This window comes from Nocardia sp. CA-129566 (assembly GCF_050956075.1).
GTDB lineage: Bacteria > Actinomycetota > Actinomycetes > Mycobacteriales > Mycobacteriaceae > Nocardia.
The window spans coordinates 8,873,089-8,891,938 of the sequence record NZ_CP192085.1 but is presented as its reverse complement, the minus strand read 5'-3'; the positions used below and the strand labels follow the sequence as shown (position 1 = coordinate 8,891,938).

The 18,850-nt window shown below is 66.7% G+C and carries 18 protein-coding genes; 11 read left to right on the top strand and 7 right to left on the bottom strand.

Features of this window, described 5'->3' with window-relative positions:
• The first annotated feature begins 72 nt into the window (after positions 1-72).
• Positions 73-1,242, top strand: a complete 1,170-nt coding sequence (locus ACQP0C_RS39575; protein WP_433728666.1) for a globin domain-containing protein — start codon at positions 73-75, stop codon at positions 1,240-1,242.
• A gap of 43 nt (positions 1,243-1,285) precedes the next feature.
• Here the strand turns inward: ACQP0C_RS39575 and ACQP0C_RS39570 are convergent, their stop codons facing one another.
• From ACQP0C_RS39570 to ACQP0C_RS39555, 4 genes are all read right to left on the bottom strand, one after another.
• Entirely contained in the window at positions 1,286-2,062 is a 777-nt protein-coding gene (locus tag ACQP0C_RS39570) for an FAD-binding oxidoreductase (protein WP_433728664.1), read from the bottom strand.
• Positions 2,063-2,070: 8 nt separating this feature from the next.
• The gene (locus tag ACQP0C_RS39565) at positions 2,071-3,228 is read right to left on the bottom strand and encodes an FAD-binding oxidoreductase (RefSeq protein ID WP_433728662.1); all 1,158 of its coding nucleotides are present in this window, start codon (positions 3,226-3,228) and stop codon (positions 2,071-2,073) included.
• Between the two features lie 208 nt (positions 3,229-3,436).
• Positions 3,437-4,336, bottom strand: coding sequence for an LLM class flavin-dependent oxidoreductase (locus tag ACQP0C_RS39560; RefSeq protein ID WP_433728660.1), 900 nt, complete (start codon positions 4,334-4,336; stop codon positions 3,437-3,439).
• Positions 4,337-4,353: 17 nt separating this feature from the next.
• Entirely contained in the window at positions 4,354-5,289 is a 936-nt protein-coding gene (locus ACQP0C_RS39555; protein ID WP_433728658.1) for an NADP-dependent oxidoreductase, read from the bottom strand.
• Positions 5,290-5,589: 300 nt separating this feature from the next.
• Here ACQP0C_RS39555 and clpB point away from each other — a divergent pair, with 300 nt between their 5' ends.
• From clpB to ACQP0C_RS39520, 7 genes are all read left to right on the top strand, one after another.
• Positions 5,590-8,148 carry an ATP-dependent chaperone ClpB gene (gene clpB, locus ACQP0C_RS39550; RefSeq protein WP_433728656.1) on the top strand — a complete coding sequence of 853 codons (2,559 nt, stop codon included), beginning with the start codon at positions 5,590-5,592 and terminating at the stop codon, positions 8,146-8,148.
• Positions 8,149-8,234: 86 nt separating this feature from the next.
• A complete protein-coding gene (locus tag ACQP0C_RS39545; RefSeq protein WP_433728654.1) occupies positions 8,235-9,074 on the top strand; it encodes a DUF5666 domain-containing protein in 840 nt (279 codons plus the stop codon).
• 152 nt (positions 9,075-9,226) lie between these two features.
• On the top strand, positions 9,227-10,387 hold the full coding sequence (locus ACQP0C_RS39540) for a hypothetical protein (RefSeq protein WP_433728652.1): 1,161 nt from the start codon (positions 9,227-9,229) through the stop codon (positions 10,385-10,387).
• A 115-nt stretch (positions 10,388-10,502) separates the two neighbouring features.
• A complete protein-coding gene (locus ACQP0C_RS39535) occupies positions 10,503-11,318 on the top strand; it encodes an SDR family NAD(P)-dependent oxidoreductase (RefSeq protein ID WP_433728650.1) in 816 nt (271 codons plus the stop codon).
• A 5-nt stretch (positions 11,319-11,323) separates the two neighbouring features.
• Positions 11,324-11,890 (top strand): orotate phosphoribosyltransferase, encoded by a 567-nt coding sequence (gene pyrE / locus ACQP0C_RS39530; protein ID WP_433728648.1) that lies wholly within the window; start codon positions 11,324-11,326, stop codon positions 11,888-11,890.
• Positions 11,891-12,037: 147 nt separating this feature from the next.
• Positions 12,038-13,096, top strand: coding sequence for a beta-ketoacyl-ACP synthase 3 (locus ACQP0C_RS39525; protein WP_433728646.1), 1,059 nt, complete (start codon positions 12,038-12,040; stop codon positions 13,094-13,096).
• A gap of 2 nt (positions 13,097-13,098) precedes the next feature.
• Positions 13,099-13,794: a lysoplasmalogenase gene (locus ACQP0C_RS39520; protein WP_433728644.1), complete on the top strand. Its 696-nt coding sequence runs from the start codon at positions 13,099-13,101 to the stop codon at positions 13,792-13,794.
• A 21-nt stretch (positions 13,795-13,815) separates the two neighbouring features.
• Here ACQP0C_RS39520 and ACQP0C_RS39515 read toward each other — a convergent pair whose 3' ends face one another.
• The 3 genes from ACQP0C_RS39515 to ACQP0C_RS39505 form a co-directional block, all read right to left on the bottom strand.
• The gene (locus ACQP0C_RS39515; RefSeq protein WP_433728642.1) at positions 13,816-14,268 is read right to left on the bottom strand and encodes a hypothetical protein; all 453 of its coding nucleotides are present in this window, start codon (positions 14,266-14,268) and stop codon (positions 13,816-13,818) included.
• A 224-nt stretch (positions 14,269-14,492) separates the two neighbouring features.
• Positions 14,493-15,146 (bottom strand): LuxR C-terminal-related transcriptional regulator, encoded by a 654-nt coding sequence (locus ACQP0C_RS39510; protein ID WP_433728640.1) that lies wholly within the window; start codon positions 15,144-15,146, stop codon positions 14,493-14,495.
• Entirely contained in the window at positions 15,143-16,507 is a 1,365-nt protein-coding gene (locus ACQP0C_RS39505) for a sensor histidine kinase (RefSeq protein WP_433728638.1), read from the bottom strand. Before ACQP0C_RS39505 ends, ACQP0C_RS39510 begins: the two co-directional genes overlap by 4 nt.
• 95 nt (positions 16,508-16,602) lie before the next feature.
• Between ACQP0C_RS39505 and ACQP0C_RS39500 the strand changes: the two genes are divergently transcribed.
• The 3 genes from ACQP0C_RS39500 to ACQP0C_RS39490 are packed head-to-tail and all read left to right on the top strand — an operon-like array spanning position 16,603 to position 18,850.
• Positions 16,603-16,938: a DUF4190 domain-containing protein gene (locus tag ACQP0C_RS39500; RefSeq protein ID WP_433728636.1), complete on the top strand. Its 336-nt coding sequence runs from the start codon at positions 16,603-16,605 to the stop codon at positions 16,936-16,938.
• 28 nt (positions 16,939-16,966) lie between these two features.
• Positions 16,967-17,644, top strand: a complete 678-nt coding sequence (locus ACQP0C_RS39495) for a TrmH family RNA methyltransferase (RefSeq protein ID WP_433728634.1) — start codon at positions 16,967-16,969, stop codon at positions 17,642-17,644.
• A gap of 45 nt (positions 17,645-17,689) precedes the next feature.
• On the top strand, positions 17,690-18,850 hold the full coding sequence (locus ACQP0C_RS39490) for a glycoside hydrolase family 76 protein (protein WP_433728631.1): 1,161 nt from the start codon (positions 17,690-17,692) through the stop codon (positions 18,848-18,850).

Here is an 18,850-nt window from a genome sequence, read left to right as displayed (position 1 = left end):
GTCGAGTGTCCCGCAGCACCTCACTTGTCGGCCACGGATTGTGTTCGAGCGCAAAAAGGGGTTGTGACACAAATGGATTCGCGGACGGTCGCTTTGATCAGAACAACGTTCAAGGCGGTTGCTGCGGAGGAGGGCGGCCCAGCCAAGCTAGCCAGTTCGTTCTACGCGATCCTTTTCACCAACTATCCCGCCGCCAGGGACTTTTTTCCGGCAGCCATGGATTCGCAGCGTGACCGATTGGTCAAGGCCATCTCCTACGCGCTGGATCGGCTCGAGGAGCCGGACAAACTATTGCCGTTCCTCGCCCAACTCGGACGCGATCACCGCAAATACGGTGTACAAGCCGCGCAGTACACCGCCGTGGCCACCTCGTTGAAGTCCGCGATGCGGATCTTCGCCGGCACCGAGATGTGGACCGACGAGGTCGATCGGGCCTGGGACGAGGGCCTGAAGATCATCGCCGACACCATGATCGGCGCGGCCGAACAGGAATCGACGCCATCGGTCTGGACCGGAACCGTCGTCGAGCGCCGCGAGGTGCTGCGCAATCTCGCTATCGTCCGGCTGCAATTGGATCAGCCGATGCAGTACGCCGCGGGCCAGTACATCAGCGTGCAGATCCCGGCCCGGCCGCGCATGTGGCGCTATATGTCCCCGGCGGTGCCCGCGAATGCGAACGGGGAGATCGAATTCCATATCCGCGGGGTGCTCGGCGGGTGGGTCAGTCCGGCCATCGTCGGCCACACCGTCGTCGGCGACCAGTGGTTACTCGGTTCACCCCTGGGCGGACTCGGCGTACCGCGCAATGTGAAACGCAAAATGCTGATGGTCGGCTGCGGTACCGGCATCGCACCCCTGCGCGCCCAGCTCATGGCGATGGCTCAGCGGCGGATCAATCCGCGGGTGCACCTGTTCGTCGGCGGACACCATCCCTGTGATCTCTATGATCTGGAGATTCTGAGCCAACTGGCCACCGCCAATAAGTGGCTCACCGTCATCCCGGTCACCGAGAGCGATGAAAACCCTTGGTGGTACCCGGATTCCGGTGAGCGCGAACGCATCTGGCCCGGTCTGGAGGCCCGGGTGACCGGCCAGATCGGCAAGGTCGTCGCCAGTTACGGTTCCTGGGCCGACCGGGATGTGCAGATCGTCGGCTCACCCTCGATGGTGCAGACCACCAAGTTCCGCTTGATGGCCGCCGGTACCCAAACCAAGAACATCCGCCACGACCCGCTCTTCTGAATCTTTGGCCGCGGACTCGCTCCGTGGTGGCCGGTTCTGCTCGTTAAAGCCCTTCGAATTGTATTGCGGCAGCGGGAGTTCCGGTCTCCACCAGCCGATCGAGGGTCACCCGGACCATATTCGGTGAGCCACAGACCAGCACCTGATGGTTGTCGAACGCGCCGTGCGATGCGACCACATCCGCGAGTGTGCCGAAGAGCATGTCATCGAGTGGGAAACCGATATCCACTCGCGAATGCTCGTACCATTCGTCGACCCGCCCCGGGTCTTCCGGGCTCTCGACGACGGGAATCACAGTGAGCCAGGGCAATTCGTTCGCCAGCAGGAACAGCATATCGTCGGCGTACAGGTCGCGTGGGGAACGGCCGCCGGTGAACAGATAGGTGGGCGGCGGATCCTCGTGCCGGGCGAGTTCGAGGATCTGGGCGCGCATCGGGGCCAGACCGGTGCCGCCCGCGATCATCACCACCTCGTCGCCGTTCGGGTCGACATTGAAAGTGCCGAGGGGAGCGCCGATTTGCCATTCGTCGCCGGGTTTGGTGTCGGTGACGATGCTGCCGCTGCACCAGCCGCCGGGCACCGTGCGCACATGGAACTCCAACTTGCCGTCCAGCGACGGCGGCAGCGCGGGGGAGAATCTGCGGCGCATGCCGGGATGCTGCGGCACCCGGACCTCAACGGATTGCCCCGCGAGGAACGGGACGTACTCGCCGATCAAGCGGATCACCGCGAGATCGTGGCGCAGCCGATGGTGACCGACCACCGTCGCCGTCCACTCGGGCGCGGAACCATTGCCGAGCGAGCTCGGATCTATTGTCATTGCTTCTCTCACACGGGATCTGAGCTGATAGCCCACTCTGGGGTGCCGACCGCCATGAGGGCGCGGCGGGTATCGGCGATCATGCGGGCCGACCCGGCGATCTGGATCTGGCGGTCGGCCCAGGAACCGAAGCTGGCCACCACCGCGCCCAGATTTCCGATCAGGCGGCGGTGCATGCCGTACGGCTCTTCCTGCGGCGGATGCGGATACCACCACGGGTTGGTCTTCTGTTCGCACACCGGGACCACGGTCAGCCAGGGATTGCTCTGCGAGAGCTGCCACATGTTCTCGACGTCGTACAGATCGCAGGGGTAGCGCCCGCCGATGAAGAAATGCACGCGCGGGTTGATACCGCGCTGGCCCATCTCGATCAGCTGTGCGCGCAATGGGGCGATGCCGGTGCCCGCGCCGATCAGCAGCACATCGCGCCCGCTCTCGCGATCGATGTGCAGGCCGCCGAGCGGACCCGCGACCATCCACCGGTCGCCGACCCGGGTCTCATTGACAATGGCCGGGCTCACCCAGCCGCCGCGGATCTTGCGAACATGGAATTCGATCTCACCGTAGGGATTGGCGGGAATGGCGGGCGATAGGTAACGCCACATCTTCGGCCGCTGCGGCAGCGAGATCGGCACATACTGCCCGGCCTGATACGGGATCGGACTATCGGATTGCAGCCGCACGATGGCCAGATCCTCGAGCACCCGGCGATGGCCGACGACGGTCGCATCCCAATACGGCTGCGACTTGTCGGAGTTGGCGCCGATGGCCATGGAGGCCGAGATCAAGATGGTGATATCGCGCCAGCCCTCCTCGAGCGCGCGATTCCACATCGGCCCGTTGAACACGCGAAACGCCGCCAGCAGTGCCCGCCCGGCGATATCGTAGTGCGAGGCCATGACACCGAATTTGCGATGGTCGCGCGCCAACTGCTCCAGGAACTTCTGGGCCCGTCCCCAATCCTCGAGATTGTCGAGTACGTAATGGATGGCGGTCACCAGGCGCTTGGCCTGCATCTCCATCGCGGGCGGGAACAACTCCCGCAACTGTGGCTTCTCTGCGAACAGATGACCATAAAACGCACTGATCAACCGCTCGGGTCCGTTCGGCGATTCGATCACCGAGCGGAAGTTGGCGCGGACCAGCGCTGCCGAACGCGCATCCACGAGGTGGAGCTTCCTTTCCCTCTATGTGCTGCCCAGGGACATGTCCGTAACCGGCGGTCCTCCGCCGTCAAGTATCCCTGAAAATCCCGTGGTCGGGTGGGTATGGCCGATCACGCCCGCGCCAACGGTAATCCGTGGGCAAATCGGGTCTGCTGTGGGCCTGACATGCAGGATAAGCGAACAGCCTGGCAGGTGGGTTACCGCCGGGTCAACTCGCGACGTTGGCGCGCACCGCCGGGGCGACCGATTCGGCGTAGCGGTGCACCTGTTCGACGGGGTCGCCCTCGGTCGGCCAGAAGATGAACGCATCGATGCGCTGGTCGCGGTGCAGGGCGGACAGATCGTCGACCCAGCGCTCGGGCGGGCCCTCGAGGAAGCCGTGGTCGGTGCCGTCATCGGTGATGGTGCCGGAGAGGTTGTAGACCCGGCGGATGGCGCGCGGATCGCGCTGCGCCGCGGCGGCGGCATCATCGATGCGCTTACCCGCCTCGGCCAGGAACTCCGGCGGGGCCCAGGCCGCCGACGGCACCCAGCCATCGGCGCGCTGTCCGGTCAGGGTCAGCATCCGGGGTCCCTTCGCGCCGAGCCAGATGCCCGGATCGTGCTGGGGTCGCGGGCCGGGGTGGGCTCCGGCGAGCAGATGGAAGGTGCCGGGAATCCGGACCGAGCGTTGGTCGCTCCACATGGCCCGGATGACCGCGATCCCCTCGGTCAGCGCCTGTACCGATTGGGCCGGGCTCAGGTGGTAGCCGCCCATGGCGGCGATGGCGTCCGGGAACCCGCCGGCGCCGAGCCCGAGCTGGATCCGGCCGCCGGTCATGATGTCAAGGGAGGCAATGGATTTCGCGAGCACGGCGGGATTGCGCAGCGGCAGGTTGGCGACATCGGGGAAGAAGGTGAGTCGTTCGGTCCGCATGGCGAGGCCGGTGATCAGGGTCCAGGTGTCGAGGAAACGGCGCTGGTAGGGATGGTCCTGGATGCCGATCAGGTCGAGTCCGGCGGTTTCGGCGTAGGTCGTCAGCTCGGTGAGCTGCGGGAGGTTATCGGCCTCCGGAATCAGGAAGAGGCCGAATTCGGGCGGACGGGATGGCTTGTCGCGGGTGTGCACGACGACATTCCGACGTTTCAGATGGCTAGTACGGTTTTGCCGCGCGCGCCCGCGGCGCCGATGACCGCGGCGGCCTCCGACAGTGGGACGGTGGCGTCGATCGGCACCACCACATCGCCCTCCGCGACGCGATCGAGCAGGCGCCGCAATTCCGGTGCGCGGCCGGAGGATTCGATATTGCCGCCCTTGATCCCGCGGTCGCGCAGCGCCTGCTCGTCAGCGGCCCAGATGGTGGAGTAGACCGTACCGCCGTCGTGCACCAGCGCGGTCAGCTCGGCCAGCGCCTCGGGCGGGCTGACCAGGTCGAAGAGCACGTCGACCCCGCCGGGATGCGCGGCGGCGATCTGCTCGGCGATCGGGCCCCGGGTGTAGTCGACGGTCTCGGCCGCACCCAGCCGGGTCATCTGGTCGGCGGCCGCGCCGCGGGCGGTCGCGATGACGTGCGCACCCGCCATATTCGCCAACTGCACCAGGAAGGAGCCGACACCGCCGGTCGCGCCGATGATCAAAACCGTCTGATCCGGCTCGATCTTGGTGGCGTCCACGATGTCCTGTGCGGTGACACCCGCGGTCGGCAGGGCCGCGGCCGCCACGGTCGGGACCTGGTCCGGGATCCGGACCAGCGTGGCGTTCTCGGGCAGTACCGAATACTCCGCGAAACTGCCGTGGCCGACCGGCGGGACCAGGAATTTGCCGACGACACGGTCGCCGACGGCGAATCCGGTGACGCCGGGGCCGACCGAGGACACCGTGCCAGCGCCGTCTACGCCGAGGATCATCGGGAAATCGTGCGGCAGCTTGCCGTCCAGAATGCCATTGGCCATCTTCCGGTCGAAGGGGTTGACGCCCGCCGCCTCCAACTGCACCCGCACCGCGCCCGCACTCGGTTCGGGCACCGGCATATCGGCCAATTCGGGTGTTGCTCCGAAGCTTCGTACCACGATCGCGCGCATCCATCCTCCTCGAGTCGGGCTGGATTGTGGTGCATAAACCAACGGCAAAGGCCATCGTAGGCATCCTTATGCCATAGACCCCGTGATTGATGCCATTCGGCAGTGTCGCGGCGTAGCGTTCACCACGAGTCTGTTCAGGTGCCGGGCGAATCGGCGCGGTTCGTTCAAAAAACTAAAGTTGAGCGGAACAGACTCAACCTTTCGGACGTTGAACGGTGCGAAGCGGTGCGAGCCGCGCGGTGGAACCGCGTGGATTCCGGCGAGCTCGATACCGCGCATCGACTAGTAGGAAGGTGACTTGTGGACTCGTTCAATCCCACCACCAAGACCCAGGCGGCCCTGACCGCCGCCCTGCAGGCCGCCTCGGCCGCGGGCAATCCGGAGATTCGTCCGGCGCACTTGCTGGTGGCGTTGCTGGATCAAACCGATGGCATCGCCGCCCCCTTGCTCAAGGCCGTCGCGGTGGATCCGGCGGCGGTACGACGCGAGGCGCGCGACATCGTCGACCGGCTGCCGCGCGCGACCGGTGCGACCACGACACCGCAGCTCGGCCGGGAGGCATTGGCCGCGATCACCGCCGCCCAGCGCCTGGCCACCGAACTCGGCGACGAATACGTCTCGACCGAACACGTCCTGGTCGGCCTGGCCGAGGACGATTCGGATGTGACCATGCTGCTGAAGAAGTACGGCGCGACCCCCGACGCGCTGCGCGAGGCGTTCACCGCGGTGCGCGGCAGCGCGCGGGTGACCAGTCCGGATCCGGAGGGCAGCTACCAAGCGCTGGAGAAGTATTCGACCGACCTCACCGCGGCGGCCCGTTCCGGCAAGCTCGACCCGGTCATCGGCCGGGACACCGAAATCCGCCGTGTCGTACAGGTTTTGAGCCGTCGCACCAAGAACAATCCGGTGCTCATCGGCGAGCCGGGCGTCGGCAAGACCGCCATCGTCGAGGGTCTGGCCCAGCGCATCGTCGCCGGTGATGTGCCGGAGTCGTTGCGCGGCAAGTCCGTTGTCTCGCTCGACCTCGGTGCGATGGTGGCGGGCGCGAAGTACCGCGGTGAATTCGAGGAGCGGCTCAAGGCCGTACTCGAGGAGATCAAAAGCAGTGCGGGGCAGATCATTACCTTCATCGATGAGCTGCACACCATTGTCGGCGCAGGTGCGACCGGCGAATCCGCCATGGACGCCGGCAATATGATCAAACCGATGCTCGCCCGCGGTGAACTGCGCCTGGTCGGTGCCACCACGCTGGATGAGTACCGCAAGTTCATCGAGAAGGACGCCGCCCTGGAGCGCCGCTTCCAGCAGGTGCTGGTCGGCGAACCGTCGGTGGAGGACACCATCGGCATCCTGCGCGGCATCAAGGAGCGCTACGAGGTGCACCACGGTGTGCGCATCACCGATTCCGCGCTGGTGGCCGCGGCCACCCTCAGCGACCGCTACATCACCTCCCGGTTCCTACCGGATAAGGCGATCGACCTGGTCGATGAGTCGGCATCGCGGCTGCGCATGGAAATCGACTCGCGCCCAGTGGAAATCGACGAGGTCGAGCGCGCGGTGCGCCGCCTCGAGATCGAAGAGGTCGCACTGGAGAAGGAGACCGACCAGGCCTCCGAACAGCGCCTGGACAAGCTGCGTCAGGAACTCGCCGACGACCGCGAGAAGCTCAACCAGCTGATGACCCGCTGGCAGAACGAGAAAAGCGCCATCGATCAGGTCCGAGTCCTCAAGGAGGAGTTGGAATCGCTGCGCGGTGAGTCCGAGCGTGCCGAACGCGATGGTGATCTCGGCAAGGCCGCCGAACTGCGGTACGGGCGGATCCCGGCACTGGAGAAGCAGCTCGCCGAGGCCGAAAAGGCCTCTGCGACAGCCGGTGACGGCGAGGTGATGCTCAAGGAGGAGGTCGGCCCCGACGATATCGCCGAGGTGGTCTCGTCCTGGACCGGTATTCCGGTCGGCCGCATGATGGAGGGCGAAACCCAGAAGCTGCTGCGGATGGAGCAGGAGTTGGGCAAGCGCGTCGTCGGCCAGACCGAGGCGGTGCAGGCGGTCTCCGATGCGGTGCGCCGGGCCCGTGCCGGAGTCGCGGATCCGAACCGGCCGACGGGTTCGTTCATGTTCGTCGGCCCGACCGGTGTCGGTAAGACCGAGCTGGCAAAGGCGTTGGCGGACTTCCTGTTCGACGACGAACGCGCCATGGTCCGCATCGATATGAGCGAGTACAGCGAAAAGCACGCCGTGGCTCGGCTGGTCGGCGCCCCGCCCGGCTACGTCGGTTACGACCAGGGCGGTCAGCTGACCGAGGCGGTGCGGCGCAGGCCGTACACCGTGGTGCTGTTCGACGAGATCGAGAAGGCGCATCCGGATGTCTTCGACATTCTGCTCGCCGTACTCGACGAGGGTCGCCTGACCGACGGCCAGGGCCGCACGGTGGACTTCCGCAACACCATCCTCATCCTCACCTCGAATCTGGGTGCGGGTGGCGATCGGGACTTCGTCATGTCCGCGGTGCGCGCGGCCTTCAAACCCGAATTCCTGAACCGCCTCGACGATGTGGTCATGTTCCACGCCCTCGACGAGGAGCAGCTGGAATCCATCGTCGACATCCAGCTCGACCAGCTGCAGAAGCGGCTGTCGCAGCGCAGGCTGAAGCTGGACGTCAGCGATTCGGCCCGGTTCTGGCTTGCGGTGCGCGGCTACGACCCGGTCTATGGCGCCCGCCCGCTGCGCCGCCTGATCCAGCAGTCCATCGGCGACACCCTCGCCAAGGAACTGCTCGCCGGTGAGGTCACCGACGGCGACACCGTCGCGGTCAATGTCACCCCGAACGGCGAGGGCCTGATAGTCGGCCGCGGCTGAACCTGCCCTGCGGCCCGGCTCGCGATCAACCCGCGAACACGCCGCGCCGCAGGCGCGGCAAAGTGCCACAGCCTACCCTGGAGGCCATGACGAATCCCAACGATCCTTGGGCACAGCGACCGGAGGATGCGCCGACGGAACATATCGGTCCGCCGGGTAAGCCGGGGTTCGGCCAGTCGTCGCAGACGACGGAGTACACCGAGGCGTACGGACAGGGCGGTGCGACGTCGGTTTACCCGTCCACGGAACAATTCGATCCGTGGGCGCCACCGCCCGCCAACGCCACCAAGGAATTCCCGCCGTACGCGAGCCAGCCGCAGTGGGGCGCGTACGGCGAGCCGTGGGCCGGCGGGCAGGATCCGACCCAGGTCGGTGGGTATGCCCAATCGAGCGCGCAGTACCCGCCGGGTCCGCCGGGCGCGCCACTACCGCCCGACCAACAGCCGCCGCGCAAGCGCAATACCGCCCTGTGGATTGCCCTCGGCCTCGGCGTGGTCCTGTTGATCGGCGCGGTCGCTGTGGTCGCCGGTGTGGTGCTCGGCGGTAAGGATTCCTCGTCGAGCACCGCCGCGAGCACCTCGGCGTTGCCGACCGCGGGCCGCCCAACCGGTACGCCCCCATCGGGTCGGCCGACGCCGACCCAGGTCATCCCGAGCATTCCAGGACTGGGCGGCATCGATAACCTCGGCGCGACCATGGGCACCATTTCCGCCAACTCCGGCGGCCAGCTGACCCTGGACACTCTCGGCGGCTCCAAGGTCACGGTGCGCACCACCGATAAGACCCAGGTGATCTCGCTGAAAGGCGGTAAGGCGGCCGATCTGCCGGTCGGTGACATGGTCATGGTGCAGGGCGATAAGGCCGCCGACGGCTCGATCGACGCGAAGATCATCATCAGCACCGCATTGCCAGGAGGAACGCGGTGAGACGGCAGCGGGGGAAGAATATGGGTGACCCGACAAACCCCGGGCAGCCAGTGACGCACAATCGCTCGATCGGCGAATGCCTCGCGTTCGCTCGGCCCGGCGCGGGGCTTATGGCGGACTTCGTCCGACTGCGCATATTAGGGTAGGCGACGATGACGGCAATGTGGTTCGGGTTGGCGGCGATCGCGCTCGTTGGTGCGATCGTGCTGCTCTATTTCGATCGGGTCCAGCGACGGCGGACCGGTCATGCGCGCCAGGTCTGGGCGAAGGCCCAGGGCTATACGTATGTCTCGGTGGAACCGGCGCTCGCATCGACCTGGCGCCGCGGTGCGCTGGCCAAACTCGGCTATCTGTCCGCGGTGGATGTGGTGTCCGGAATCCGCAAGGGCGAGAAGTTCGTCCTCTTCGATCTCGAGGATGCGGCGACACTGGTCGCGGTGCGCAGGCAGATCGGTTCGGATATCGATGTGGATATGCGGCTCAAGACCGCCTCGCCACCCAAGGACGCCGATCTGGAGCTACTCGGCGCGATCGGCGACCGGGTGGTGTTCGCGACCAATCCGGAGATCGCCAGGCATGCCGTCGACCAGCGCATGGTCGCCTTCATCGAATCGCTGGCCGATACCGTGCAGATGCTGTGGAGTGAAGGCAATTGGACCCTCGGCATGCTGAATGTCGGTACGGCGGCCAAGGATTGGGAGACCGCCATCGACGCGGTGCTGCGGCTGTCGGGTCTGTTGCATGTGCTGCCGCCGGTCAGTGATGCGCGCGGGGTGGATTCGGGTGGTCACGATCCCGGTCGGCCGCATCCGCGCAAGTCGCGCTCGGCCGCCTCGGACCAGGGCGATCCTGCGGCGGGTGCGACCCGGGGCCCCGCGCCCGAGCCGCGCACGGGCGACCGCGACGATCCGGAGTACGCCGACTCGGATTCGTCGTACGACGAATCGTCTTATGACGAATCGTCTTATGAAGACGGCGATTTCGATCAGCCGAAGTATCAGGAGTCGCAGTACTCCGACTACGACGACTACGACGACGAACCGGCCGCCGCGGCTCCCGAACCGCCGCGCCGTCCGAGCCTCGCCGTCGTCCCCGACTCCCGCTCGCGGGCCCGTGATGACCGCTGGGCAGCGGAGTCGGAGGACAACTGGCCGCCGGATGACCGTCCGGCCGCACGCAAACCCGCCCAGCCCGAGTCCATCCGGCCCGAGTCGGACGAGGGCGATTGGCCGTCCGCCGAGCACACACCGGAACAGCCCGGCGGTCCGTTCCACCCTGGATTCCGTCCGTATCAGGGACCCGTGCCGCAGTGATGACCGTAGCGATTGCTTGCAGGTCGCTCGAAAAGATCAGCCGTGGCGTCCCTTCGACTGGATTGTGCAAATGAACTCAGCATCGCATAGCGATTCGATCGGGGGCGGTGGTCGGGTGACGGGCGGGAGTGATAGTCCTGCGCGCCTGCCCGGCGCCATCCGTCCCGTCGCATTGATCACCGGACCGACATCCGGCATCGGGCACGGATTCGCCGAGCGGCTAGCCGCCCTCGGCTACGACATGGTTCTCGTCGCGCGCGACGAGGAGCGGCTGAACGCGCTGGCCGCGGAGTTGGAACGCAAATTCGCCACCCGTTCGGAGGTGCTGGTCGCCGATCTGGCCGAGGCCGCCGATCGGGAGCGGGTGGCGGCGCGCGCCGCCGACGGCATCGAATTCCTGGTCAACAATGCGGGATTCGGGCAGTCGGGGGAGTTCTGGACCCAGTCGCCCGCGGCGGTGCAGGCTCAGCTGGACGTCAATGTCACGTCGGTGGTGCAGCTGACCAGGGCCGCGCTACCCGCGATGATCGCGGCCGCCAAGGGTTCGGTCGTCAATGTCGCCAGCGTCGCCGGTCTGATCCCGGGCCGTGGCTCGACCTATTCGGCATCCAAGGCCTACGTCGTATCCTTCACGGAAGGGTTGGCGGGTGGACTGGCCGGAACCGGTGTTCGAGTACAGGCTCTGTGCCCCGGATTCGTGCACACGGAATTCCATGAGCGGGCCGGCATCGAGATGTCGTCGCTGCCCAAGCAGCTGTGGCTGAGCGTCGACCAAGTGGTCGCCGGTTCGCTGCGTGATCTGGAGAGGGACCGGGTGCTCAGCGTGCCCGGAGTGCAGTACAAAGTGCTCACCACCGCCGCCGGAATGATTCCGCGGACCCTGGCGGCCCGACTGAATCGCGGCATGTTCAACGCACGCGGAAGGACTTGATACAGATGATCGACCAGGCAAGCAATGCGGCCGTCGCGACAGACGACCGCGACAGATTGGCCGCGCTGGTGCGTGAACTCGCCGTCGTACACGGCCGGGTCACCCTGTCCTCGGGCAAGGAGGCCGACTACTACGTCGACCTGCGCCGCGCCACTCTGCACCACGGCGCGGGACCGCTGATCGGCAAGCTGCTGCGCGAACTCGTGGCGGATTGGGATTTCGACGCCGTCGGCGGCCTCACCATGGGCGCGGATCCGGTCGCGCTCGCGGTCATGCACGCGCCGGGCCGCCCGATCGATGCCTTTGTGGTGCGCAAGGCCGCCAAGACCCACGGCATGCAGCGCCAGATCGAGGGCCCGGATATCGTCGGCAAGCGAGTGCTCGTCGTCGAGGACACCACGACCACCGGTAATTCGCCGCTGACCGCCGTGCGCGCGCTGCGCGAGGCGGGTGCCACCGTGGTCGGCGTCGCGACCGTGGTGGATCGGGAGACCGGTGCCGACCAGGTGATCGCGGCCGAGGGGCTGGAGTACCGATCCATCCTCGGATTGAAGGATCTCGCACTCGGCTAAGCTGCGAATGCGGACCCGGGTCGCTATCGCTGGTGGTCGAAGCTTGCGATCAGCTGAAACGCCGGTGGCGGTACGACTCGATAAGGGGACGCATACGCCGAACGCAGTGAGGCGTTCGGAGACAGTGAAGGGTCGTGTGAGTTACCTGTGGTGAGCATTGCAGTCAATAAGAGCCGTGCGAATGTCGCGATGCTCGGAATCGGTGCTTACCGTCCGAAACGCCTGGTCAGCAATGAAGAGGTGTGCGAGGTACTCGACTCGACCCCGGAGTGGATCTACGAGCGCACCGGCGTGCGCAACCGCCGGTGGATCAGCGGTGACGAGACGCTGCAGTCGATCGCGGCGGCCGCCGGTGAGCGCGCGATCGTCAATAGCGGTATCGACCGTTCCAAGATCGGCGCGCTCATCCTGGCCACCTCGAGCTGGCTGACGCTGACCCCGCACGGCGCCCCGAAGGTCGCCAACGACCTGGGGATGAACGGTATCGCCGCCTTCGACCTGACCTCCGGCTGCGGCGGTTTCGGCTATGGCCTCGGTGTCGCCGCGGATCTGATCCGGGCGGGCTCGGCCGATTACGTGCTGCTCATCGGCGCCGAGACGATGACCGTCGGACTCGATCCCACCGATCGCGGCACCGCGATGATCTTCGGTGACGGCGCGGGCGCGGTGGTGGTCGGCCCGAGCGAGGAAAACGGCATCTCCCCGACGGTCTGGGGCAGTGACGGCGAGAACGCCTCGGCGATCGCGCAGGATGTCGACTTCCTCGAGTACATGGAGAAGGCGCAGACGCTGCAGGGCACCGATCCGGCCATCGAGCCCATCGGCCGGATGTCGCTGCGGATGGAGGGTCCGCGGGTATTCCGTTGGGCGGCGGTCACTTTGCCGCGTGCGCTGGCCTCGGCGCTGGAGGTTTCCGGGGTGTCCAAGGAGGACATCGAGGTATTCATTCCGCACCAGGCCAATGCCCGCATCAACGAGCTGATGAAGAAGAACCTGGGGCTGTCCGATGACATCCCGGTGGCCAATGACATCGAGAACACCGGCAATACCTCCGCCGCGTCCATTCCGCTGGCGATGGAGGAGATGTTGGTGACCGGTAAGGCCAAGGGCGGCCAGACGGCGCTGCTGCTCGGCTTCGGCGCTGGCCTGAGCTATGCGGGCCAAGTCGTCACCCTGCCACCCGCCCCGAAAGAGCCGAGCTTCTGATCATGCGTCCTTTTCGCGCCGGCTTTCTAGCAGCGGCGGCGGTGACCGTGTACGGCGCGGTCACCGGCCGCAACACCCTGCAGTGGATCGCCAAACCGCTGATGATGCCGCTATTGGCGGCCGATGTGGCGACCGATCGGGCGGTGCTCGACCCGGTCGACCGGACGGTTCTGCTCGGCGCGCTCGGCGCCGCGACCATCGGCGACGTGCTGCTGATCGAGCCCGATCACGATCGTCGTTTGATCACCGGAGCCACGTCGTTCGCCGTGATGCAGACCGGGTATTCGGCGCTCTGGTGGCGGCGCGGCGGGCGGCCGCGTCCGGAGATCGCGCTGCCACGAGTGGCGGCCTGGCTCGGGGCCGCGGCGCTGATGCGGGTCAAGGCGCCGACCGTGGCGGTCCCGCTGACGGCCTATGGTGCCACCCTGGGCAGCGCGGCGGTGCTCGCCTCCGATCCTGGTTTGGCTCCGGAGGCGAAAAACGTTGCCGGGCTCAATATTCCGGGTGTGGATCCGCGCAGTCGGCTCGGCCTCGGCGCGCTGCTGTTCACCGTCTCCGATGGGTTGATCGTGCTGCGTCGGCTCTTCGCGCGGGGTGAGCGTTCGCGGCGGATCACCGAAGGCGTCATTCTGTCGACCTATGCGGCCGCCCAGTACCTGCTCGCCGATCCACGCGCCCATGCGAAGGCCGACGGCTGAGCGTTCGAATGCACGCGAAAGTTATCGTCCCAGAACGAGAATGATCCGATCGCGATTGGCCGGATCGACCCTGATCGAAATCGTCTCCCCGACCGCGAGCCGCGGTTTGTCGGCCGGGGTGACGTCGAAAACAATGGTGCCATGGTAACTTTCGGATCCCGGCACCACGAGCTCTAGATCGAATTCGGTCAACTCGGTGTGATGATCGGTGCGCTGTAACGTGTGCGCGCCCTCGATGGTCGCCCATCCCTCCAGCCCGTGCCGCCACAGCTGCCGATCCGCGCGCGAGGGCCGGGCGGCCAGCAGCATTCCGATACCGCAGCACGAACCGAACAGACCGACCAGCGCGATGATCTGATAGGGCGCGGTGCCCGGTGGCGTATGCGGTAGCACCCAGCCGAGCCACAATCCGAGCAGCACCAAGTACCCGGCGCTCACCCCGAGCACTGTGCGGAGAATGCGTGCGTGGTCCATACCAGCCTCCACCCCGACTGCCCTGCACCTCCAGGATAGGTCCGCTCGGTCCGGTGTGAATGCGCCTCGACCAGAGCTGTGACCTGCTTGTATCCACTGCACTGTCATCGCGGTGATCGATCGGTGTCCGCTGACCTGACGGCGGTCCCCCCGCGTCGCCATCGGCGGCTCGGGCGACACCCGTCGTCGCCGCCGTGCTGCTTTCGGCGGCGTCGGTGGGCGACTCAGCCCCTCAACCGCAGGACCGCGAGCACCCGGCGGTGATGGGTATCCGAGGGCGGCAGATCGAGTTTGGTGAAGATATTGCCGATGTGCTTCTCGACGGCGCGTTCGGTGACCGTGAGTGCGGACGCGATCGCGTTGTTGGACAGGCCCTGTGCCATGAGTTCGAGGACCTCACGCTCGCGCGGGGTGAGCCGGGCGAGCGAATCCTGTTGGCGCGAAGCACCCATCAGCTGACTCACCACCTCCGGGTCGAGTGCGGTGCCGCCGGTCGCGACCCGGTCGAGTGCGTCGACGAAGTCGCGTACGTCGGCCACCCGGTCCTTGAGCAGATAGCCGACGCCGCTCGCGCCACCGGCGAGAAGTTCGGTGGCATAGCGGGTTTCGATCCACTGCGAGAACACCAGTACGCCGGTGAGCGGATATTTGCGGCGCAGTTCGATCGCGGCGAGCAGCCCCTCGTCGGTGAAGGTCGGCGGCATGCGGACATCGACGACAGCGACGTCGGGGTTGTAGGTGCCGACGACATCGCTGAGGGTGGTGGCATCGCCGACCATGGCGACCACCTCGTGGCCGCGCTCGGTCAGCAGCCCGGCCAGACCGTCGCGCAGGATGGCGCTGTCCTCGGCGATGACCACCCGCAACGGTGTGCTCATCGCGGTCCGGCCATCGGCAGCAGGATGGTCACCACGGTCGGCCCGCCGGTCGGACTCTGCACGGTGAGCGTGCCGTCCACCGCGCGGGCGCGCGCTGCCAGCCCCGAGAGACCGCTGCCCGCGGCATATTCCCCGTCCATCGGCTGCAGCACACCTCCGATTCCGTTGTCGCGCACCGAGACCGCGATGGTATGCGCATCGGTCGGCAGCGCCGACACCCAGGCGCTGGTGGCATTCGCGTGTTTGACCACATTGGTGAGGAGTTCGGCGACCGAGAAATAGGCGATCGCCTCGATCGCCGGATTCGGCCGCTGCGGCAGGTGCACCCGCAGCTGCACCGGAACCGCACACCGCGACGCCAGCGTCTCCAACGCGGGCTCCAAACCCAATTCGAGTGCGGGCGGATGGATTCCGCGCACCAGTTCGCGCAATTCGGTCAATCCCTCCTTGGCGTTGGCGTGCGCGTCGGCGATCAGATCACGGGCATCGTTGCCCGCGGCCAGCCGCTCCTCGGCCCGGCCGAGTGCCATCGCGATGGTGACCAACCGCGCCTGCGTGCCGTCGTGCAGATCCCGCTCCACCCGCCGCAGGGTCGCCGCCGAATCCTCCACCGCCGCACGCCTGCTCGCCCGCAACGCGACCAACTGCCGGTCCCGCGCGGTCGCGGAAAGCAACGCGATGGTGAGCAGCCCGTGGATCCAGCAGACCGCGCGCAGCAGCCACGGCAGGGCGAGGCAGCCGATGATGCCGACCGCCGACATCAGCAGCACCCTCGGCCAGGTTTCGATATAGAAGGAACCGAACTGGGCGAGTGAATGGTGTTCGACGCCGTTGTCATCGACGTTGATCGGATCGAAGAGCACCCATGGAAGGGGCGACAGGGCCGTGAATACGGTTACCGCGACCGTGACGAGCACGAAATAGCCACCGACCACACCGAGTACGGCCTGTGCGCACAGGAACAGGATGGCACGCCAGCTCGCGCGATCGGTGAACGCGCTCTTCAGGAATCCGAGGAAGCCCGGTTGTGAGATGTAGGGCGGCGGTCCGTCCACCGGTGTATCGAGCAGATCCCGGGCCAGCGCGCGATAGACCTTCCCCCAGATGCGTCCGCCGAGAATCACCAGCGCCAGCACCGGGATGCCGACGAGGACGATCGAGGCGTACAGGCCGCCGCCGAAGCCGACGAACAGGTAGCCGATGGCGAGTACGCCGATCACGAAAACCGTGAAGATATAGGCGAGTTGCTTCCAGGTGCGAGCCTGAAACGGTGCCCGCAGTATCGCGCGCAGCACATCGCGCGCGTCGGTACCGGACTTGTCGGTCGGCGCGTCGAGCACGAGGGTTTGTGTCTCGGTCATGGGCTCCATGGTTGTCGCGATCGCGGCGGCGTTCGATGGAGCTGACCGCCGAATCCGAGGTGTAGCCAGCCACACCACCAACTACCATCCTGCGCATGAACTACCCGCCGCCACCACCGTACGGTTCGCCGTACGGCTATCCGGCCTATGGACCACAGGATCACCCGCAGGCCGTCACGATCATGATTCTGGGGATTCTCGGCCTGCTGCTGTGCCAGTTCCTGGGACCGGTCGCGTGGGTGATGGGTAAGAAGGCACTCAACGAGATCGATGCCTCCGGCGGCGCGATCGGCGGTCGCAGCAGCGTCATGGCCGGATATGTCTGCGGCATCATCTCCTCGATGCTGCTGATCCTGACCATTCTGTTCATCATCGGCATGGTGATCCTGGCCGCCGTCGGCGTCCTGGGCAGCTCATCCTCGACCTACTAGCCGCGCCCGGGGAATTAGCATCATCGGCGTGAACCACCCGCCGGATACGGCCGAACAGCCAGGACCCACCGAATGGGGCGAGCACCCGCACGGGGTCGGGCCATGGGCCGACGAGCACGACGGGGCGCCGCCGAGCGATCCCCGCTACGACCCCGAGCTACTGGCGGGCGGCGACCGCCGCAATGTCGTGGACGCCTACCGCTACTGGTCGCGCGATGCGATCATCGCCGATATCGACCGGCGCAGGCACCCGTTCCACGTGGCGATCGAGAACTTCGGGCACGACGCCAATATCGGCACCGTGGTACGCACCGCCAACGCCTTCGCCGCGGCGGCCGTGCACATCGTCGGCAGGCGGCGTTGGAATCGGCGCGGTGCCATGGTGACCGACCGCTATCAGCACATCGAACATCACACCGATATCGGCGAGCTCGTCGCCTTCGCCGAGCGGGAGCGGCTGACCGTGGTCGCCGTGGACAACGTGCCCGGCGCCGTCCCGCTGGAAACCGTCGAGTTGCCACGGCGCTGCCTGCTGCTGTTCGGACAGGAGGGGCCCGGCGTCACCGAACATGCGAAGGGTGCGGCCGCACTGACGGTTTCGATCGCGCAGTTCGGTTCGACCCGCAGTATCAATGCCGGAGTCGCTGCCGGTATAGCCATGCACGCGTGGATCCGGCAACATGCCGATTTGACGTCGGCTTGGTAACGAAAAGATCCCTATGAACCGGGTCGAAGCTGGCACCATTGACCCATGACCTCGCGGAGCCCGGAGACCGGGCGCGACGCTGCACCCCCGTCCGCGCTGTGGTCGCAACGGTCGGATATGGCCGAAGCCGCGATCGTCTCCCGGCACCTGCGTGCCCTATGGGGTTGTCCCGGAACCGAATTGGGTGTGGTGGGCTGGCCCGCGACCCGCCCCGAGCGCGTCTTCGTCACCTGGCACTATTGGTGGCAGGCGCATCTGATCGACTGCGCGGTCGATGCCGCCAACCGGGTGCCGACTCCGCAGCGCCGCAAGCGCATCGCCGCCATCGCGCTGGCGCACCGCATCCGCAATATCACCGGCTGGACCAATAACTACTACGACGATATGGCTTGGCTGGCTATCGCTTTGGAGCGCGCCGAGCGAACCCAGGGCATCACCGAGGTGCGCGGCGGTCTGGTCGCACTCGAGAAGGAGCTGTACGGGGCATGGGATCCGGCGCGCGGCGGTGGCGTGCCGTGGCGCATCGGCTCGGACTACTTCAACGCACCCGCCAATGGACCGGCCGCGATCGCGCTGCTGCGCCTGGGCCGCCACGCCCGCGCGCAGGAGATGGCGGACTGGATCGATGCGACGCTGCGCGATAAGGAATCCGACCTGATCCTCGACGGTATCCATCTGCCCTCCGGTGAGATCGAGAGCTCGACTTTTACCTACTGCCAGGGTGTGGTGCTGGGCCTGGAGACCGAACTCGCGGTGCACACCGGCGAGCCGCGCCATATCGAACGGGTGCACCGGCTGCTCGCCGCGGTCGAGGAGCACATGACCACCGACGGGGTGATCAACGGTGGCGGTGGCGGCGACGGCGGTCTGTTCAACGGCATCCTGGCCCGCTATCTGGCGGTGGTCGCGCTGATGCTGCCCGGCGACGATCAGCAACAGGTGGCCGATCGGCGCGCCGCGGCGGCGATCGTGCGCGCCAGCGCCACGGCGGCCTGGGCCAATCGGCTCGATGTCGAGGGAGAACCGCTGTTCGGGCACGACTGGAACCAGCCCGCCCAGCTACCCGGCGGCCGGTCCGGCGCCGGATATCTCACCGCGGGCGGCTCGGTGACCTCGTCACGGGTGCCCGAACGCGATATGTCGGTACAGCTGTCGGGCTGGCTGCTGATGGAGGCGGCGTTCCAGGTCAGCGCCGCCGGACTATAG

Bases quoted from the DNA above. Each gene is read 5' to 3' on its own strand.
- ACQP0C_RS39575 (WP_433728666.1), top strand. From the start codon at position 73: ATGGATTCGCGGACGGTCGCTTTGATCAGAACAACGTTCAAGGCGGTT.
- ACQP0C_RS39570 (WP_433728664.1), bottom strand. From the start codon at position 2,062: ATGACAATAGATCCGAGCTCGCTCGGCAATGGTTCCGCGCCCGAGTGG.
- ACQP0C_RS39555 (WP_433728658.1), bottom strand. From the start codon at position 5,289: ATGCGCGCGATCGTGGTACGAAGCTTCGGAGCAACACCCGAATTGGCC.
- ACQP0C_RS39545 (WP_433728654.1), top strand. From the start codon at position 8,235: ATGACGAATCCCAACGATCCTTGGGCACAGCGACCGGAGGATGCGCCG.
- ACQP0C_RS39540 (WP_433728652.1), top strand. From the start codon at position 9,227: ATGACGGCAATGTGGTTCGGGTTGGCGGCGATCGCGCTCGTTGGTGCG.
- pyrE (WP_433728648.1), top strand. From the start codon at position 11,324: ATGATCGACCAGGCAAGCAATGCGGCCGTCGCGACAGACGACCGCGAC.
- ACQP0C_RS39520 (WP_433728644.1), top strand. From the start codon at position 13,099: ATGCGTCCTTTTCGCGCCGGCTTTCTAGCAGCGGCGGCGGTGACCGTG.
- ACQP0C_RS39515 (WP_433728642.1), bottom strand. From the start codon at position 14,268: ATGGACCACGCACGCATTCTCCGCACAGTGCTCGGGGTGAGCGCCGGG.
- ACQP0C_RS39510 (WP_433728640.1), bottom strand. From the start codon at position 15,146: ATGAGCACACCGTTGCGGGTGGTCATCGCCGAGGACAGCGCCATCCTG.
- ACQP0C_RS39505 (WP_433728638.1), bottom strand. From the start codon at position 16,507: ATGACCGAGACACAAACCCTCGTGCTCGACGCGCCGACCGACAAGTCC.
- ACQP0C_RS39500 (WP_433728636.1), top strand. From the start codon at position 16,603: ATGAACTACCCGCCGCCACCACCGTACGGTTCGCCGTACGGCTATCCG.
- ACQP0C_RS39490 (WP_433728631.1), top strand. From the start codon at position 17,690: ATGACCTCGCGGAGCCCGGAGACCGGGCGCGACGCTGCACCCCCGTCC.